Raw genomic sequence first — 19390 nt, forward strand, 5'->3', positions numbered from 1 at the left:
ATTTATAAAAGCTATCAATTTATAAAAGATATCCATTTAGAAAAGATATCCATTTAGAAAAAACGGCCGATAATTTAACAAAAGAAATCACCTTCCCGGTACAAGGGGAAGTGTGGAGGTCATAAAAACGGATTATCCGGAAGGTCCGGAATAATCCTGACTATATTTATTTCCATTTGGATTCGGTTAAGGATTAAAACGTCAAAATATGTTATTTTTTATGCCATATCTCTACTAATTTTGTTGGAAAATCGTTATACGTGGTATTCGAAGTTGTGCATAAAATTCGTTAACCGATGCCAAATGTATTTAATTCTTGCTTTTTATGCTTTCTTTTTCATAATGAACCCTGTTCCCATCAAAATCCCTGCTACAGCCAGGAAGAATCCAAACCCGGGTGTATCTTCATAATCTTCTTCCGTGCCGTCAGTGCTCGGATCCGAAGTTTCGTCTTTTTCTTCATTGGAGCTGGTTGACCCTTCAGGTTGTGGACTGCTGCCTTCAAGGGTAATTATTTTTCCCACATTAACTACAGGAGACTCCGAATATACTTCTCCCGAGTACTTGTCAAGGTCGAGGAAATTTGCTTTGCAGGCGGGTATTTTGATTTCCCCTTCTTTATTCATCTGCATAATATACGTGATGGTTTTCGAGCCACCGTTGCTTTCAAGAACCTGCTTAAAACTCGTTTCCCCGCTAATAAGTTTAGCTTCTGAGGGCACGGTATCGGTCACTGTTATACTGGCATCAACATTTCCGGTGTTCTTTGCAGTGACCGTTACAGTAAGTTTGTCTCCGGGATTTAGCTGCTGTCTGTCAACGGTTTTAGTAATTTCAATATAGGGGCCGTAAATGGTTATCTTTTCCGAATTATCTGATTCCACCTGTTTACTCTGCCCATTTGAAAGGGTAAAAGCAGCTACAGTTTTTGAGAAAGTATATTCTCCGGGTCTTTCCGGAACAAGAGTATACTTGAAGACGTCTTCAGCTGTTTCTCCAGCCTTCAGAGAAAATGTCTTCTCAAGTGTGGCATCTTTTTGGAGATGCATGTTTGAAACAATCGAATCTTTAAGTACGATATTATTTATGTCACAGAGCCCTCTGTTCCTGACTGTAACCGATACGGGCACGTTTTCTCCCATATGCCGTTCTTTTATAAAGTTCTTTGAGACGATAAGATCCCATTTTTTCTCTATTTTTATGATTTTGTATCCGGTATGCTCGTATTTCTTGCCTCTTATATCTTCACAGCTTGTTTTTACACTTATGTTGTAATCAGTATCTTCCCACGGGGTGGAGGCTTTGAGCGTCAGGCTTATGGGCTCAACGGCTTCACCTTTAAGAATTTTAGTATATGTATACTTTGTTTTTCCATTGAGCACTTCCAGACCGGCGGTGTCAACAGTCAGCACTACATTTTGAGCCTTTGCTTCGCCATCGTTTTTAACATTTATAGTTACATCTATTCTGCTGTCACCTGTTAATTTTGAGTCATAGGTGTCCTTTTTAGTTTCAACATCTATGTCAAAACCCGGTTTTCCCCTTAAAAGAATATCCAGTTCAGCATATGGATTCCATTTCCCTGTCTTGAATTCTTTTCCGTCCTTTGTGATGACTTCATAGTTGGGGTCCACTTTCTGGGCATAAACCTTTATTTCGTCATTATATTCAAATTCCAGGCCTGCTGTAAGAGGAGAAGTCTTCAGTTTTTCCCCATCTTTCGATATGGAGACAAAAACCATCCCATCTTCATTAAAATCTTCTGCTTTTACATCATAACCATCTACGTTTATCGTCTCCCCCCAGTAAAGTTTTGCTCCATCTTTTTTCTCCACCCATTCAATGTTATCTGCCGCAGAAGCAGTCATTGAAAGAATGGAAAAAATACAAACGGCAAGTAACCCAATCAGTACAATCTTTTTATCCATGGTTTCCTTCCTTGATTTTGATACTGAATCTCTTGGATTCGGGCACCGGAAACGTATATTTTGCGCTTCTGTAAAATTTGCGGCTTTTTAATATTATAATTATGTTATGAAAAATATTTTACAAAAGTTGTTTGATTACAGCCGTATTATATTTATGCGCAGTACATTCCCCGCCCCAGAATACCCCGCATTAATCAATTATTTTCAGACCCACATTTCCAGTTTATTTGGCATGAAAGTGCTCTCAAGTACTTTCATTTTTTGGGCATGTTATTCGAAGAATATCATGTGTGTTTTTTTATAATGCAAATATTATTACTTTCTTTAAGTGATTTGATTTTTATTCATTTTATTTCAGAGAACCCGAACTTTTCTTTTGATAAATCTCTATAAAATATTTCATTAAAATCCCTATAAAATATCTTCATATATCCTATTTTAATTTTTGCTAATGTTGGCAGTTACACTTAACATTACACTTAACATTACTATCCTGTTTGACCTTATCAATCCAGGGCTGGAATTAAATGCCATAAACACTTAACCTGAATTCTGATCGAAAAAAACTGGTAATTTTAATTTCCCAGCTTCGGAGACATTTCCATGAAACTTTCTAAAATAGTGCAGGTGCTTGAAGAAATAGCTCCACCTGAGCTTGCAGATGACTTTGATAAAGGCAGGATTGGTTTGATCCTTGGGCTTAAGGACGAAGTAAGCAAAATTGCAGTTGCTCTGGATGCGAACTCCTGCGTGCTACAAAAAGCTGCAGAAATTGGGGCAGACATGCTGATTACCCATCATACCCTTATCTTCCATCCTGTAAACGTGATTTCAAAGACTCTGGCTGCTTCTCTTAAAATTGCCCTTGAAAACGAGATATCCCTTTACAGCATGCACACAAACTATGACAGGGCTGAGGGAGGAGTTAATGATGTTCTTGCAGCCAGTCTGGACCTCAAAAATATCACGACACTGGAGCTTGGCAGAATAGGAGAGATTGAAACCTGTTCTTCCTCCGAACTGGCAGCCCATGTTTCGGATTGCCTGCAGACTCCTGTCATGTACGCCGGGGATAGGCAGGAGATCAGCAGGGTTATGGTTGCTGGAGGAAGCTGTTTCAGGAAAGAATTTCTCGAAATAGCCAGGGAAAACAGAGTTGATGCTTTTATTTCGTCAGAACTTAAACATGATGTTCTCAGAGAGTATGAAGACCTCTGCCTGATTGACGCAACCCACTATGCTACTGAAAACCCGGGTATGAAAGCCCTGTGTCCCAGATTGCGTGAGCTTCCTGGAATTGAGGTTGAATTTATTGACCAGCCTTCAGGGCTCAGGGCTGTTGACTTTGGATCCGACATGGATGGAAATGTGCCTGATACAAATGAAGAAACGAATGACTGTAAACAAAAAGAGAATGAGAAGGACTCACTTGAGTTTATGCTCGAAGAACAGTCGAGAAACCAGATTCGTTCGGATTACAGGCGCAGCCTGGGAAGTGAGAATCGAAGAAGATATCTCGAATAAGTTCTTAACCGGTGATACTTTATCAGTAGCATCTCAACTTCATAATTTCAATCAATTTTAACTTCATGAATTTATAGAACTCAGGTAGTTCTCAAAATGCCTTCTCAAAAGGCTCGTTTCTTTTATTTCGGGCAGAGAGGACATTATTGTCTCAAGATAACCATATTCTCTGAGAAGGGAATAAGTTGCAGGGAAATTTATATCAAAAACCCAGCTCAGGCGGAGTAATTTCACGTCATTTCTGTTTTTCATATCCGCAATTTTTGCCATCCTGTTATTAAGAATTTCTGAGACTATGGGTTCTGAATATCCCCCCGTATCCGGCAAATATAACTCTAGTGCCGGATTCAGAGACCTGTTTTCTTCCGAATATTCTTCACTGGCAAGCCGCAGGATATCTATTTTATCGGCATCCCTTATCAACCTGCAGAAAAAATAAAGTTTACTGTGCTTTTCTATACTCTGCGGGATTTCCATCATGTTGTGACATTCTATAGATTTGAGAATGAGACCCTTTTCTTCTTTTGAAAAGTGGGAGAGGACTTTTTCTTTGTTTAGAATTTTCACGCTCAGAAATGCATGATTTTCGGATTCTGAATCTTTAAACGTTTTATATTTCATGAACTGCTCAAAACGGCCCAGGTCATGAAATAGAGCTATTGTTTCGGCAAGCATGCAATCATTTTCGCTTATTTTCTCAGATTTTGCAAGCAAAAGAATATTTTCACAAACCCTGCCAGTATGTTCAATTTTCAGCTCAATGTTTTCCTTAATGAAAAGGTCAGGAGAAGAAAATTGATTTACGTATTCAAAAAACCATTTTCGGAAAAAATCAAGGTCTTCTTTTTGCATGTTTTTGCAATAGGTAATTTCGAAGTATATACTTTGTGTATATCTTGTTAATTTTATACTGAAAAGCTTTTTGCTGTCTTAGTAACAATACTACTTGCTCCGAGCAAGAAAGAGGGATTATAGTCTCCTTTAAGATAAAAACCCTGTAATATATTGTAAGTTATCTGTTAAAATTTAAAGATCACAACTCGACCACTGATATGCAAACTTTGCGAAACTGTCTGTTATGAAACCGGCATTTTTATGTATATTTAATATTCAATTGATAATCGAACACACTTAAAAATCAAGCAGTTCATGAGATTTGATTTAACTATCACACAAGTCTAATCTGACAAATTACAAATCAAATCTGTCAAATTACAAATTAAATTTGACAAAGTCAACCATCACATTAAATATAATTTAATAATTAAATGAGATCTAAAATCAACTCTCATATCAGATTTAACTCTCATATCAGAAGCAGTCGTGTCACAAAGTAAAACCCTGAATGTTATGGAAACCCTGTAAATTCTTTAATAAACTGCATAAATTATATATTGGAGAAACCCCTCAAATTAAGTAGATAATACTGAAAAATTGAAGGAAGAAATCCCGTTTCACGGGACAGATTATCCTGGGGGAGCATAAGAAATTTGATTCGTTACTTATTTGTATAGTTATTTATATCTCCGGATGATCCGTGCATCAGATACTTTAGTACATATTAGAGTGATACATATCAGATACCTTAGTACATATCAGAATGATACATATTAGATATCTTAGTACACATCATAGTGATACATATCGGATACCTTAATGATACTGACAAACAACTATAATAATTTCCAAAGGAACTCATTATTATAAATCGGGGTATTTAATGAGCTCAATTAAAAAAATCTGCTTAATCGTATGTTTTCTAAGTATTCTGGCTTTTGTTTTATCCTTTACTTCAGGTTTTTTACCTGCAGCAGGAGCAGCTGAAGCCCAGAAGAATCTCGAAGGAGAAGAGGTGCCTGCCGCTTCCGCTCGTGATGAGGTACTTTCTCAACGTCCGTCTTCTGTAGAAGGCCTGTTAACTAAAGGTAATGATCTTTATTCCCTTAAAGAATATGAGCTTTCTATAGAATGCTTTGAAAAAGCACTTGAAATCGAACCTAACTCATCAATGTCATGGTATGGGAAAGGCTGTTCCCTATCTGCTCTTGAAAGGTACGAGGAGTCAATTGCCTGCTATGACATGGCCATAGAAACCTTCCCGGTTTCTTCCGAAAGCTGGTATAAAAAAGGAGACGAGTACATCCAGACAAAAAATTACATAGAGGCAATTAACTGTTACGAGAAAAGCCTGGCAACAGACAATTATCTCTCAAGGGTGTGGTTCCAGAAAGCAACTGCTTCTGAGAAGCTCGGCCTTGACCAGGAAGCCTTAACCTCCTATGATACTTCAATTCAATTTGGGGCTAACTCTTCAAAAGCTTTGCAAATGCAGGGAAAAGCATACGCCCAGCTTGAGAACTACGAAGAAGCAATGAACTGTTTTAACAGAGCTCTTAATGTTACTCCTGAAGATTTCGAACTCTGGAATCAGAAAGGAATAATGTACGATTTGTCCGGAGATTATGAATCTGCAATAGAATGTTACGATCAGGCCATTTCCCTTAACCCTGACCTTGTAGAGGCGTGGTATAATAAAGGCATGGACCTTGAGAGGATGGAAATGTACCAGGATGCCCTGACCTGTTACGAATTTGTCCTCCTTTCAGAGCCTGAAAATCTCAGTGCCCTGCAGAAAAAAGGGCTCTGTCTTGAGAGGCTTGGCAGAAATGAAGAGGCTCTGCAGTGCTATGATGAGATCCTTGTTTACAGTCCTGATAATACAGAAGCATGGTACAGCAAGGGTTCCGTACTTAATGCAATGGGACAGTATGACGCTGCAATAATCTGCTATGATAGGGCTCTTAATCCTGATGCCGGAATTGAAATCCAGGAAGCTGGGGACAGCCTCCTCGAAAGTCTCAAAGCTTATGACTCTTCATTACCTGTTTATTCTGAAGTCCCCGAGTTTAAATCTCCTGCAGTCAAAATCTGGTACGATAAAGGCATGGCTTTTGACAATCTGGGAAACTACGAGTCTGCTCTTGAGTGTTATAATAAGGTTCTTGAGACAGAACCAGATCACGCAATTATCTGGTATCAGAAGGGACTTAACCTTGACAGGCTTAACAAGTCTGCAGAAGCAGTTGGATGCTATGATAAAGCCCTTAAACTGGACTCCGGATATGCTAAAGTCTGGTATAAAAAAGGATATGATTCTTCAAAGCTTGGGAAATACAAAGATGCCGTAAAAAGCTATGATGAAGCTATTGACCTTGATGAGAATTACACACTTGCATGGTACGGCAAGGCTTTTGCTCTGGCAAGGATCGGAAGGTACGAAGATTCCATTGTTTGCTATGATAGGGTTCTTGAAGTCGCACCTGATAGTGCGGAAATATGGTACAATAAAGGTCTTCTTCTTGATGAGCTCGGAAGATATCAGGAAGCTTCAGACTGTTACAGCCAGGCTCTCCAGATAAACTCCAATTATTCCGTTGCTCGTTTCAGATTGAATAAGGATATAGAAATGCTGTCCGGGAACTCGACTTCCATATCGGCTAACAATAAAAATACAAATATCAATCCTCAGAAGGCAATTACAGGAGGCTTCTGGTCTTACCTTTTAAGCTATAAATATGCAAGCCCTGATGATAACACGGAGATTTCAGGGAGCATTAAAGACCTGAGCCCGGAATTCGGTTACGATGAAGCATGGTATGGCAAAGCTTCAACATATAGCAAGCTTGAGATGTATGAAGACGCGCTTCATTCTTATGATATGGCTCTTGCAATCAACCCCGTACGTACCGAGGCCTGGTATGAGAAAGGCTCTGCCCTCGACAAACTGGGAAAAAGTGAGGAAGCCCTGGAGTGTTATCAGAAAGCCCTGGATATTGATCCTCAGTCGAGTAATGCCTGGTATGGGATGGCTTCCACATCGAGTGATCTTGGGAGGGCTGAAGAAGCAATTGCTTACTATGACCAGTTGCTCAAGCTCAATTCAACTGACTCGGAAGCTCTCCAGGGGAAATCTCTTGCTCTTGCAAGCCTTGGAAGATATGATGAAGCAGTTGCATGCTTCAATCCTCTCCTGGAACTTGAGCCTGAGAACGTGGAGGCTCTGGAAGGACGAGCTTTTGCTCTGGCAAGGTCCGGAAGACCGGAAGCAGCGCTGGAAGACTATGATGTTATTATGAAGCTTGACCCCACCAACTCTAAGGCGCTGGCTGAGAAAGCTTCTCTGCTTGAAGAGCTTGGCAGATATGACGAAGCTGCTTTAACATATGGAGAGATTCTTGAAATTACGCCTGAGAATAGAGAAATAATGTACAGGCAGGGTAAAGCTCTGGAAGCGATGGGAGATTTCGAGGCTGCAATTGCCTGCTATGATAAGATCCTTGCCCTTGACCCAAAAAATATTGATGCAATTAATAACAAGGGCTTTGCTCTCTCCAAAATGGAGAAATATCAGGAAGCGCTTGCAACCTATGATAAAGCTCTTGAATATGATCCGGATAATCCTGCAGCATGGTATTTTAAAGGGTGTGCCAATTTCGCAATAAGCAGTAATAATGCTGCCCTTGAATGCTTTAACAAAACAGTGCAATTAAAGCCAGACTGCATAACTGCATGGTATAATAAAGGATATCTGGCTAATGTATTGGGAGACGTTAACGAGTCAATAAACTCCTATGAAAGTGCCCTTGAAATTGATCCAGATTCACCTTCTGCACTTTACAATAAGCGCTTTTCCCACTACCGCATAAAGGAATACGATGAAGCTTCGGTATGTAAAGCAAAACTTGATTCGCTGGACCCTGGCTTTGAGGCGGCTCTGCAAAACAGGGGAACCCGAATCTTCATTCCGCAAACCTATAGAGGTAACCTGGATTATCCGTTGCCTTTGAGATGGTACGGCGGTGAAGATAACGTTTCTCTAAATACCAGCACAAACATGACTCCGGTTTCTCAGGAATTAAACAATACTTCCTCTGAACCTGAAGAGGAATATGAAGAAACTTATGAAAGCTATACTGAGTCCGGTGAAGAAGGGTACTGGTATATTCCTGAGCCTGACGAAGATCAGAATAACAAGAGTCCGGAAAACAGGGGCCAGAAAAAAGAAAATGATGCTGATAACTGGTATGTCCCTGAACCTGATGAGATTTAAAGTACTCAAATGAAAATTAACTGAAAATTAACTGAAAATAAACTGAAAACAAAAATTTTCGGTATGCATGAAACTTACAAGCATACCGAGAAACATTTTTAATAGGTCAGATAAATTATTTATGTCAATAAATTTTTAATGTTTTTATCTGCTGTCCTGAGAGGGCCATTACAGGCCGTAAAATAAGTAATGTTTTTCGAAGTTCAGTGTCCTGCTTTTTCCCAGTATTCCTCAGCTTCTTCTTCCATTTCTTCGAGCCTGTCGTAATAGTCAGGAAACTCGTTGAGATGGGCCAGAGCAATCTTTCCTGTCATTATGGGGTCATCGTTCGTAACATTTGTTGCGGGATCTCTGGTTCCGTGTTCCAGCTCCACGTCCATGCCTCTGCGGAACTGGTCAACATCGAATTTGTCCCAGGTTATTCCAAGTTTTTCCCCAACTGTCTTTGCTTCTTCAGCAGTGAAACTTTTAGTTGTCAACATTATCACTCCGAATTATGGTTTGATATGTTTTGATACTTAAGTTTTGTTCTCTAAACTGTTTTTTTCAGCTTTTATTTCAAAAAAAGGTCCTGATTTTCACCTGAAAATCCGACCCCTGCCGCTGAAGAGCATATTCTGTCATCATATTTATCTTATCCAGGAAGATAGAGATGAAAGATAGCATGTCAGAAAAAGATCTTTTATTCATAAGACGAGCCATTGAACTTTCTCTTGAAAGTGTGAAGAGAGGAGGGGGCCCCTTTGGTGCCGTAATAGTGAAAAATGGAAAAATAGTTTCGGAAAGTTACAATCAGGTCACTTTGCATAACGATCCTACCGCTCATGCAGAAATTGGTGCTATAAGAGAAGCAGCCCGAAAATTGAATACCTTTGACCTGAGCGGGTGCAGCATTTATATTTCCTGCGAGCCCTGCCCCATGTGCCTTGGTGCCATTTACTGGGCAAGGATAGATAAAGTCTTCTTTGCCAGTACAAGATCAGATGCTGAAAATATAGGTTTTGACGATTCCTTCATATATGAGGAAATTTCACGCCCTATGAATGAAAGAAAAATAGATTTTAAACAGCTCCTCAGGGAAGAAGCCCTTGAAGCTTTCAGGGCCTGGGAAGAATCTGAAAATAAAATTGAGTACTGAACCTCTCTGTACATAAATTTACCTTAATTTTTCTATGCAGGAAAACTGATTTCTTTGATAAGGACTATAATTACTATGGGGTATCACATTCAATCACGGAAGGTTTCTCTTCCGGGTCAATAATGCGCGTTTCTGGATAACTTCTTAACAACATCACTTAACTTTAAATGTGATGCAGTCCTTACTTAGTTCAGACAATATTGAGAGGGGATTAGGGGAATATGCCTGAAGATAAAAACAAATACATCCGCTGGTTTGAGGAGACAACTATCGAGGACATCCCGACGGTTGGCGGAAAGAATGCTTCCATAGGGGAAATGTACAGGGAGCTTACTTCAAAAGGGGTCAGAATACCTAACGGTTTTTCAGTTACTGCCAGTGCTTACTGGCATATGCTGGAGACAGGTGGAATTCTGGAGAAGCTTAAAAAAACAATGGAAGGGCTTGACACTTCTGATGTATCTGACCTCGCAAAGAGGGGAAAGGCTGCAAGAGACCTGATTCTTGATGCAGGAATTCCGGATGACATCTGGCAGGAGATCAAAGGGGCTTATGACCGCCTCTGCGAACAGTATGGAGAGTATACGGATGTAGCTGTAAGGAGTTCGGCAACGGCTGAAGACCTTCCAACTGCTTCTTTTGCGGGGCAGCAGGAGACTTATCTGAATATACGAGGCTATCCCGGGCTCAAAGACGCCTGTATACGCTGTTTCGCTTCCCTTTTTACGGACAGGGCTATTTCCTATCGTGTAACCCATGGATTTGACCACTTCAAAGTGGCCCTTTCCATAGGAATAATGAAAATGGTCAGGTCTGACCTGGCATCAAGCGGCGTAATTTTTACTCTTGATACGGAGACCGGTTTCAGGGATGTTGTTTTCATCACGGGGGCTTACGGGCTTGGAGAAAATATTGTTCAGGGACAGGTCAATCCTGATGAGTTCTATGTATTCAAGCCAACTTTCCGCGAAGGATATAAACCGATTATCCAGAAAAAACTTGGAAGCAAGGAAATTAAAATGATCTACGGCAGGGGAGATTCAAAAGTCCTTACCCGGAACGTGGAGGTCCCAGAAGCTGACAGGCAGCGCTTCTGTATCAATGATGAAGAGGTGCTCAAACTTGCCGAATATGCAATCGATATTGAAGACCATTACTCTAACAAATACGATGAATCCAGGCCAATGGATATCGAATGGGCAAAGGACGGAATAACAGGAGAACTCTTCATAGTTCAGGCAAGGCCAGAAACCGTTCAGTCCCAGAGAGAAAAAGATGTGCTTGAAACGTATGTCATCGAAGAAAAATCTGAAGTCCTTGTAAAAGGCAGGAGTGTCGGAGACAGGATTGCTTCCGGAAAAGCCCGTGTAATTACTGATGTTTCTGACCTCCCCTCTTTCAGGCCCGGAGAGATCCTTATTGCGGACACCACCACTCCTGACTGGGAACCGGTTATGAAAACCGCAGCCGCTATTGTTACAAATAAAGGAGGCAGGACATGCCATGCTGCAATCGTCAGCCGGGAACTTGGGATCCCTGCGGTTGTAGGGGCTGAAAACGCTACCGAAGTCCTCAATACGGGGAGGGAGATTACTGTAAGCTGTGCTGAAGGAGAATACGGGCTTGTATATGCTGGTATCCTCCCCTTCCGGAAAGATACTGTCAGCCTGAAAGACCTGGAGCGCCCGCAAACAGAGATCATGATGAACCTTGGAAACCCTGAAAGTGCTTTTTCCTTTTCCATGATTCCTAATGATGGAATCGGGCTTGCAAGGCTCGAGTTCATTATCACGAGCTATATTAAAGTCCACCCTATGGCGCTTGTGCATCCTGAGCAGGTTAAAGACCCGCGAGAACTCAGGGAAATAGAAAGACTGACCCGGGGCTATGAGAAAAAAGAAGATTATTTTATCAAGCAGCTTGCCAGAGGAGTGGGGATGATTACAGCTGCTTTTTACCCGAAGCCTGTTGTGGTCAGGATGAGCGATTTCAAGACAAACGAATATGCAAGCCTTTTAGGGGGCAGGTATTTTGAAATGGAAGAAAACAACCCCATGATAGGGTTCAGAGGAGCTTCCCGCTACTTTGATGAGCGCTACAGGGAAGGTTTTGCTCTTGAGTGCAGGGCTATGAAAAAGGTCAGGGATGAAATGGGCCTTAAGAACCTTATTCTTATGGTGCCCTTCTGCAGAACTGTTGAAGAAGCGAAAAAAGTCATTGCCGAGATGGAGAAGAACGGGCTCAGGCGCGGAGAAAACGGGCTTCAGATATATGTTATGTGCGAGATCCCCAATAATGTCCTGCTTGTAGATGAGTTCAGCGAGTATTTTGACGGCTTTTCCATAGGCTCAAATGACCTTACTCAGCTGACCCTCGGGGTTGACCGCGATTCAGAAATGCTTGCTGCAGAATTCGATGAGAGGGACCCGGGAGTTTTGAAAATTATGTCAATGGCGGTTCAGGGAGCAAAACGGAATGAAAGACACAGCGGGATCTGCGGACAGGCGCCCAGTGATTTCCCTGAGATTGCAGAATTCCTGGTAAAAGAGGGGATAGATTCTATTTCCCTTAATCCTGACTCTGTTATGAAAATTACTCTTAAGGTCCTTGAAACTGAAAAGGAGTTAGGAAAACGCTGAAGCTTTCCAGGGCACAGGATAGCCTGTTTTCAGGGTTGTCGGGGTTTTGACCATTGTTATCTGCTGAGGCTTGTCGACTGCCCCCGAATGTCTGTATGCTCTAAAAAAACATATATTAACTGTGATTCGTGCAACGCTGGATAATAAATATTCAAGATAATAAATATTCAAGATAATAAATATTCAAGATAATAATCATTTAAGTAAAAAAATACTGAGGGAGTATTGGCTATGAAGGAAACAAGTAGAAAACAAATTACCGGAACTAAAAAAGAGCCAGGACATAATCTATTTTTGAAAAGATGTCCTGAATGTCATTCTAAACTTGAAAACGACCTTTTCAGCGAATTTCAATACTGTACCGTTTGCGGGTACTGGACAAGAAAGGAAACTGCAAGACTTGAACCGCTGATGATTCTGGAGTGAGCAAGGATATGTTTGAACTTCCTTCAAAATGTGCCAGATGTGGCACACCCCTTAAAAAACAGGTAATCGGCTCGAACAACTTTTACTACTGCAGAAAATGTGGATGCACATTGTCAGTTACATCTTTCAGTATTTCCTCCCAGTCTTCTTCTGCCCAGGAAATAGTCAACATTCAATAAATATTAAACAAATGTGCAAGAAGAAGGAAATATCAGGAAAAAATGTACTGGTTAATAATTGGTTTCTGGATACGGTCACACTGTCCAAACTTTTTATGATTCGGGCCTTGTACCTGTTTTTTAATTCCTTACTCTCCTTTTTAAATTACTTTCTTTCAGTCGAATACCCCGCTAGCTTGCTGCGGGGATGAAAAACTTCCCCGGTAACCGTTGTTAAATAACTGATTTTATATCCTTAATCACCTTTGTACTGTTGATGGAATTACGACATGTAAACCATTGTGTATATAAAATAAGATATCACATGGTTTTTTGTGTGAAGTATCGTAAAAAACTTCTTTTAGATATAGAGCTTGTAAACTTTTTGAAAAATATATGCTTTGAAATTAGTGAAAGATACTGTTTTGAGTTTGATGCAATTGGTAGTGATGGTGATCACGTGCATCTTTTTGTTGGAGCTGAACCTAAGTATTCTCCTTCAAAGGTTATGCAAACTATAAAGAGTATTATAGCAAGACAGATCTTTAAAAAGTATCCTGAGATAAAAAACAGCTTTGGGGTGGTGAATTCTGGAGTGATGGAGGTTACATTGGAACAGTAGGAGACGGAACAACTTCCGATGTTATTAAAAACTATGTTCAAAACCAGGGAAACCAGGAAGAAAAAGAAGCATATCAACAAATGAAAATATTCGATTTTTGATAAACATTAAAACCAGAGCGCTGGCGCGGAACATACCCCGTTGCTTGCAGCGGGGTGCGCCAGTGCAAATTTGATTATAAGAAAAAGTTCTGCTTGAGTAATTAAGTGTAACGGGGATAATTATGCTTATCAGAAAAGAGACTAAAACGCGAACATTGGAAGACACAACATATTATTGTAAATGCGATATTTGCGGGAAAGAATTTCAAACCAGGTGGGGCGCTTCCTCATGCTGTAGTAATGACTGCTATAAGGTCATGAGTGAACAGAACAGGAAGGAAGCTATCAAGCGCAGTACACAGCGTAGGAAAGAACGCAGGGACGCAGTATGGGCACAATTGTCAGTTCAATATGTACTCACTGTCAGAAGCCTTTCAGGCCTCTTAGAAAGGATGCTTATTTTTGTTCCGATAAATGCAGGCAGGCAGCTTATAGAGAAAGAAAAAAAGATAACTAACTGTATAAACTTGAATATTCTTGTTTCCTTCTAATCCTCTGGACCAATTAACAGACTTCACAGAAGGATAGAGAGGCTTCTTATCCGGGTCGCAGTCGCACTTTCTCTTTTAGTATGGTAATCCCTTTCAGGCCGCCAAGAAAAACGACTCAAAAGGGCTTAGAATGATGGGTTATTTTCAGCAAAAAAGAAGAGAGTAAAGAAAATAATTATTCGGGGTTATGCACAATAACAGTAAGTTCCTGTCCATTGAACTTTTTAATTGATTACACTAATATAGTCAGGATTAGAAAATCTATAGACAAGGAATTCCTTGTCTATAAAGGGCTGACTTAAATAAGATCTATATGCATCGAATTTAATATTTTTTCTTTTATATGCGTTTTTGAATATGAGTCAAGGCATATACTCGATTAAATAACTTATGACCGGATCATTAAACAGTAACAATATTTGTAGGCAATTTATACTCTAAATTCACTTGAAAACTGTATTGCTAGAAAATCTGGACATAAAAGTTATAAAGGTATTAACAAAAAGGAATTTATGGAGTTTTAAAGTATTTTCCAGAATCACACGAACTCCATAAATACGCCCTAAGAGGCAGTTGTTATGTTTAGCTGTGCGAATATTTAAGCTTGCCTGCTTCTGCCTCCTGGGTGCTAAACAGGAGAAAAAATATGATTAAGAACAAACTAACAATAGGAGTAATTCTTTTGACGATGCTGGTTGGTATGGCATTTATACCAGCCGTAAGTGCACAGACAGAGGATAATTATTCTGTAACTGCTGATGAAGCCTTTGAGCATGCAAATACGCGTATTATTGCGCTTATAGTGACCGAAAACAACTCCGAAAAATGGGAAGGAACATCTATTGATCCCAAACCATTGGAGCTCTATGATATAAGCGGTCAAAAATTATACTATGAATTCTCAGTATATAATAAAAATACTTTAATTAGTAGAATCGACATTGGTGCTAATAAAACGCTGGGAAGTACACTCCGACGCATCGAAATTAATCCTAAACCCTATAACGTGGCTGAAGTCATGGAGAAGTCAATAGAAACCGCCAAAGCAAAATACCCAACTGGAAAAATCGTGTCGACGAATATGGTTGTATATGACTATCCTAACGTAGGGGCAATGACCACAGTAAAAGATAAGACTACTGGAGTTGAACATCGGATATTTGTAGATGCATACACACTTGAAGAGGTGCAAGACAAACCTGCAACTAAAACCGAACTTGGAGTCTGGTCGATGTATGAACAGGTATCAAAGGATAAAGTAGATGAAAATTTGAAAGATTGGCAAAAGAGTGAACAGTTTACTAAAAAATTAGAACAAGAAATAAATGATATCGGAATTGATATCGGTGAGCCAATTACTGAAGAAAATATCAAAAAACTAGGTAACAAACTAAATACCAGTTCAAAAGTGATACCATCACCATATAACTCAACAGTAATGCCCACAACAACAGATTCCTCAACAAAGGCACTACTCAGCGATTCAACACAAGTACTACTTGATGTTCCCTTATATGGTCAAGAAAAAAACTTTTATTGTGTTCCAGCAACTGCTAAAATGATTGCTGCATGGCATGGTTATTCCTATACTCAAGACTACATATACCAAAAAATGGGTGGGACAAATGGTGACGTTATCGGAATTGGTCCCACTAAGGCAGAAGAGTGGTATAAGTTATCTAGAAGTGAGGGAGGATTAGGGGCGACGAGGTCGTACAAAACTACTACTTTATCTTTTACTAAAGCGATGAGTGAAATTGACTATTATAGACCCTTCAATAGTATTACTTCGAGTCATTGTCGAGCTTGTGCTGGGTATTGGGTTTTCTATGATAGTGCAGATGACTGTTTACTTATTAATGACCCATGGAATGGTGGCACAGATTACTGGGAAGCTGTATCAGGTAGTCCAGAAGGTATGCGCATATATGTGATTTTCTGAGCTTGGAAAATACCGTCGAAGACCGAAATTGATAGCATGCGTATGAGGAATTTAACTCCTCATTTTTTTGAAACAGATATGGGTAATATTTACAAGGAAATTGTTATTTCTATTGTTTTTTTGAGAAAATTCTAATTTTAATGCAACAATTTACTACTTATCAAATGTCTAAAAAATATTTTTTATTGAACGTATTATCCGCAATTATAGTATGAGATAATATGTGTAAATCAATTCATAACATCTAATAATCACGGCACCCTTATGAAAGACAAACATTACTTGGGGATAAAAGATGAATAGTAAAATTATATCAACAATAGAGATTGTCATTTTTTCAAGTCTACTCTCATCTGTGGCTACATCCAATAAGGTACACAGGCAATATGATGTCATGAAAGTTTTGGGAATAATAGCACTTATGAATTTAATACTTGTAGGATGTGCAGGTGCTGCTCCCTTTGCCTACATTACTAACTACGACAGCAATAATATTTCTGTAATTGACATTGCAATAAATAAGGTTACATCCACAGTAGATGTAGGTGATCATCCTGCTGGAGTTGCAGTCAGTCCAGATGGGAAAAAGGTATATGTGGTGAATTCAGGCAGTAACACTGTATCTGTAATTGACACTTCCAAAAATAAAGTTATAGATACAGTGAAAATAGGAACCTATCCTCAAGAAATTGTGGTCAATCCAGATGGGAAAAAGGCATATGTGACGAGTTTCAGCAACAACATTGTTTCTGTAATTGACACAGAAACAGACAGGGTTATATCCACAGTAAACGTAGGAAACTTTCCTTCTGGGGTTGCAGTCAGTCCGGATGGGAAAAAGGTATATGTGGCAAATTCCGGTGGTGACTCAACTAACTTTACAGGCACGGTCTCTGTGATTGACACAGCCACAAACGCTGTTACAGCCACGATACATACAGGAAACAACTCAATTGGGGTTGTATTCAGTCCAGACGGAACAAGGGCATATGTGATGAACTCCAATATTTATCGTGACTCCACAGCTACTATTTCTGTCATTGACACAACAACAAACGAGGTTACAGCCACTGTGCCTGTAGGAAGTTATCCTCGTGGAGTTGCGGTCAGCCCAGATGGGAAAAAGGTATATGTATCGATACAGTTCCCTGGCGCCGATTCACTTACAGGTGCTGTTGATATAATTGACACAACAACAAACGAGGTTACAGCCACTGTGCCTGTAGGAAAGGCACCTGGTGGAATTGAAGTCACTCCAGATGGAACAAAGGTACTTGTGGTGAATTATGCGAGTGACACTGTCTCTGTAATTGATACAGCTACAAACAAGGTTATAGACGCAATGAACGTAGGAAAATATCCTGTTGAAATTGCCTTAGCGTATTTTATTGATTCTAATATGACTGACCAAAGCAAAAGGGCAACCTCCTATGCAACTGAAGGTACAGGAGCTGAAGAAATTAACTTGTCATCATCTGGAGAAAAAAACGCTAGCATATTCAATAATTTAAACAATAATAATTCTGATAATGGTAGTAACTCAAATGAAAACAAATCGAGTGAAATTAGCTCTGCTCCAGGTTTTGGGTTATTGGGAAGCTTGACCTGTCTTTATGGGGGATGGAAACTAAGGAAAAAATAATATGTAGATGAATAATCCCTCACCTGCAAGAAAAAGAGCGAAAAAAATGGCATTTTTCTTGCAGAGCCACGTTTTATAAAAAGGATAAATTAAGGCCTAGTATCGTGTCACCGATGGGAAGTCTTAAGCGTTATATTGGATGATCTTCATAAGTATCATTCATGATTAAATATACTGTGACACTTACCGGAGATGAACGTAGATCTCTTTGTGAACTTGCTTCAAAGGGAAAACATAACTCTCAACAAATTCTCAATGCTCTGATTTTGCTTAATTGCGATAAAAGTGAATTGAATGTTAGCCATTCAACCAATGAAGAAATCTCACGTGTCCTGAATATTAGTATGAAAAAAATTGACCGTGTTAAGAAGAGATTTGTTGAAGAAGGTCTTGAAGTTGCCCTTAACGGGAAAGAAAGCGAGCGCATTTTTACTAAAAAAGTTGATGGTGATCTTGAAGCCCATTTAGTCGCCCTTAGTTGCAGTCAACCCCCTGAAGGTTTTGCAAGATGGTCGCTAAGATTATTAGCCGATAAGGCTGTAGAACTTGGTTATTTCGAGGAAATTTCTCACGAAACAGTACGCCGTACTTTAAAAAAACGAAATCAAACCCTGGCAAAGGAAACAATGGGTAATTCCTCCAGAACAAAACAGTAGCTTTGTTGCGAATATGGAAATGGTTCTGGACGTTTATAAACGTCCATTTGATCCACGAAATCCTGTTGTGTGTATGGACGAATCCCCAAAACAATTGATTGCAGAAACCCGGATCCCTATCCCCTGCTCAACAGGGAAGCCAGAAAAGTACGATTATGAATACAAGCGAAATGGAATGTGCAATATATTCCTTGCCTGTGAACCGTTGACAGGGAAAAGAATGGTAAAGATCACTGAAAGAAAAACAAAGAGAGATTGGGCTTATTTTCTCGAAGAAATAGAAGTTCAACATGAAAATGCAGATAAAATTACGTTAGTAATGGACAATCTAAACACGCACATACCTGGATCTCTCTACGAAACATTTCCACCACCAAAAGCAAAGGCGCTATGGGACAGATTTGAGTTCGTCTACACGCCAAAACATGGAAGCTGGTTGAACATGGCAGAGATTGAACTGAATGTACTTACAGGTCAATGTTTAAAAAGGAGAATGGATAACATCGAGTTTGTCAGAAAAGAAGTTTTGGCATGGCAAAATTACAGAAACAACAAAAATTCAAAGGTTAAATGGCAATTTACAACAGATGATGCAAGGATAAAATTGTCACGTCTTTATCCGACTATTGAGGATTGACGCGACACTAGTACTTCAACCCACTTTCCGCAGGAAAATTTCAGATTTCATAATTTTTCCTGCTATCGATTTTGAATCTAACGTCGATTTATTGGACTTTTATGCATGGGGTAAAAGTAACTATGTGAGGTATTTAGAGACCAAAAAACGATATCAATCGATTTTTACCAAATTACGTTAATAGTCAAAATTCCTTAAATCTGTTCCAAAAACGCTATCAGGAAAAATGTTAAATTTCGAAAAAATACTGCGGAATGTGGGTTCAACCTGCACAGTAATTCTATTATCACAGCAGGGACATGTTGGTGAACTCTCGGGCTGGCTTACCTGTGAACCTGCCCGGGTTGCTGAAGTTTTGAAAATTCCATGAAGTCGA

The 19390-nt window shown here is 39.6% G+C and carries 13 protein-coding genes and 1 pseudogene; 11 read left to right on the forward strand and 3 right to left on the reverse strand.

Annotated features, from left to right (window positions below):
- Positions 1–323: 323 nt before the first annotated feature.
- On the reverse strand, positions 324–1928 hold the full coding sequence (locus M886_RS11120) for a BatD family protein (protein WP_048051188.1): 1605 nt from the start codon (positions 1926–1928) through the stop codon (positions 324–326).
- A gap of 603 nt (positions 1929–2531) precedes the next feature.
- Here M886_RS11120 and M886_RS11125 point away from each other — a divergent pair.
- A complete protein-coding gene (locus M886_RS11125; RefSeq protein ID WP_048051189.1) occupies positions 2532–3452 on the forward strand; it encodes a Nif3-like dinuclear metal center hexameric protein in 921 nt (306 codons plus the stop codon).
- Between the two features lie 63 nt (positions 3453–3515).
- Here M886_RS11125 and M886_RS11130 read toward each other — a convergent pair whose 3' ends face one another.
- On the reverse strand, positions 3516–4304 hold the full coding sequence (locus M886_RS11130; RefSeq protein WP_048051190.1) for an HD domain-containing protein: 789 nt from the start codon (positions 4302–4304) through the stop codon (positions 3516–3518).
- A gap of 868 nt (positions 4305–5172) precedes the next feature.
- Here M886_RS11130 and M886_RS11135 point away from each other — a divergent pair.
- Positions 5173–8562 (forward strand): tetratricopeptide repeat protein, encoded by a 3390-nt coding sequence (locus tag M886_RS11135; protein ID WP_048051191.1) that lies wholly within the window; start codon positions 5173–5175, stop codon positions 8560–8562.
- A gap of 203 nt (positions 8563–8765) precedes the next feature.
- Here the strand turns inward: M886_RS11135 and M886_RS11140 are convergent, their stop codons facing one another.
- Positions 8766–9044, reverse strand: coding sequence for a DUF5661 family protein (locus M886_RS11140; protein WP_011034630.1), 279 nt, complete (start codon positions 9042–9044; stop codon positions 8766–8768).
- Between the two features lie 170 nt (positions 9045–9214).
- On the opposite strand from M886_RS11140, the gene M886_RS11145 reads away from it, so the two are divergent.
- The 9 genes and pseudogenes from M886_RS11145 to M886_RS17825 all read left to right on the forward strand — a co-directional run bounded on the left by M886_RS11145 (position 9215) and on the right by M886_RS17825 (position 19014).
- Positions 9215–9700: a nucleoside deaminase gene (locus M886_RS11145; protein WP_084685076.1), complete on the forward strand. Its 486-nt coding sequence runs from the start codon at positions 9215–9217 to the stop codon at positions 9698–9700.
- A 221-nt stretch (positions 9701–9921) separates the two neighbouring features.
- Positions 9922–12339 carry a phosphoenolpyruvate synthase gene (ppsA, locus tag M886_RS11150; protein ID WP_048051192.1) on the forward strand — a complete coding sequence of 806 codons (2418 nt, stop codon included), beginning with the start codon at positions 9922–9924 and terminating at the stop codon, positions 12337–12339.
- Between the two features lie 231 nt (positions 12340–12570).
- Positions 12571–12765 (forward strand): hypothetical protein, encoded by a 195-nt coding sequence (locus M886_RS11155; protein WP_048038018.1) that lies wholly within the window; start codon positions 12571–12573, stop codon positions 12763–12765.
- Between the two features lie 8 nt (positions 12766–12773).
- Positions 12774–12944, forward strand: coding sequence for a zinc finger domain-containing protein (locus M886_RS19520; protein ID WP_084685077.1), 171 nt, complete (start codon positions 12774–12776; stop codon positions 12942–12944).
- 256 nt (positions 12945–13200) lie between these two features.
- A pseudogene (gene tnpA / locus M886_RS11160) lies at positions 13201–13646 on the forward strand (IS200/IS605 family transposase).
- A 122-nt stretch (positions 13647–13768) separates the two neighbouring features.
- A complete protein-coding gene (locus M886_RS18335; RefSeq protein ID WP_011034635.1) occupies positions 13769–14137 on the forward strand; it encodes a hypothetical protein in 369 nt (122 codons plus the stop codon).
- Between the two features lie 646 nt (positions 14138–14783).
- Positions 14784–16079, forward strand: coding sequence for a C39 family peptidase (locus tag M886_RS11170; protein WP_011034636.1), 1296 nt, complete (start codon positions 14784–14786; stop codon positions 16077–16079).
- A gap of 295 nt (positions 16080–16374) precedes the next feature.
- Positions 16375–17721 (forward strand): YVTN family beta-propeller repeat protein, encoded by a 1347-nt coding sequence (locus tag M886_RS11175; RefSeq protein ID WP_011034637.1) that lies wholly within the window; start codon positions 16375–16377, stop codon positions 17719–17721.
- 161 nt (positions 17722–17882) lie between these two features.
- Positions 17883–19014 (forward strand): IS630-like element ISMma9 family transposase gene (locus tag M886_RS17825; RefSeq protein WP_152558026.1). Its coding sequence is split into 2 segments (ribosomal slippage): positions 17883–18316 and positions 18315–19014, totalling 1134 coding nucleotides; the frame shifts between segments, so codons are not numbered across the junction.
- Positions 19015–19390: the final 376 nt, after the last annotated feature.

This window comes from Methanosarcina soligelidi, assembly GCF_000744315.1.
In the GTDB taxonomy this organism is placed as follows: Archaea; Halobacteriota; Methanosarcinia; order Methanosarcinales; family Methanosarcinaceae; genus Methanosarcina; species Methanosarcina mazei.